The sequence below is a fragment of the Bartonella sp. AD328YNZD genome, assembly GCF_042196425.1.
Genome location: NZ_JBHIQG010000902.1, coordinates 1 through 510, shown reverse-complemented (window position 1 = coordinate 510; position 510 = coordinate 1). Strand labels below are relative to the sequence as shown.

The 510-nt window shown below is 39.2% G+C and carries 1 protein-coding gene; it reads left to right on the top strand.

Annotated features, from left to right (window positions below):
- On the top strand, window positions 1-335 hold a 335-nt coding region (locus ACFIO3_RS15675), incomplete at its 5' end, for a phage antirepressor KilAC domain-containing protein (protein WP_375704842.1).
- Window positions 336-510 lie beyond the last annotated feature (175 nt).

The following is a 510-nucleotide window of genomic DNA, read 5'->3' as shown; positions in this document are numbered from 1 at the left end:
AAGATCATGTTATTGCAGAATTAGCACCAAAAGCAGAGGCACTTGAGGGTCTAAAACGTTCTGATGGTCTGTTTGGTTTGATAGAAGCAGCAAAGATGTTAGAAGTGCGACCAAAGGATTTAACCGATTATTTGCGTAAACATGATTGGGTGTATCGTCGTGCTCCAGGGGCGCCTCTGTTACCTTATCAGGATAAAATCAAGAAAGGCTTTATGGATTGCCCTGCTATCACTATTCAAAGACCGGATGGTACAGAAAAGGTGCTGCCTTCAACGAAAATCACATCTAGAGGATTGGCATGTTTGAGAGAACAAATCCATGGAGGTGTACAATGAATACCAGTGTCGACTTCTTATGTAATTTGTGGATGGCATTATCTCAATTTTCTAGACATGAGAATATGAGCGATAAAGATTGTACTGCTCTGGTTGACACTATGAGTGTAATAGAAAAGGTTTTGATTTTAAAACTTCAGAATGAGGTTCCAAGTATGCTTAAAATCTTAACAGT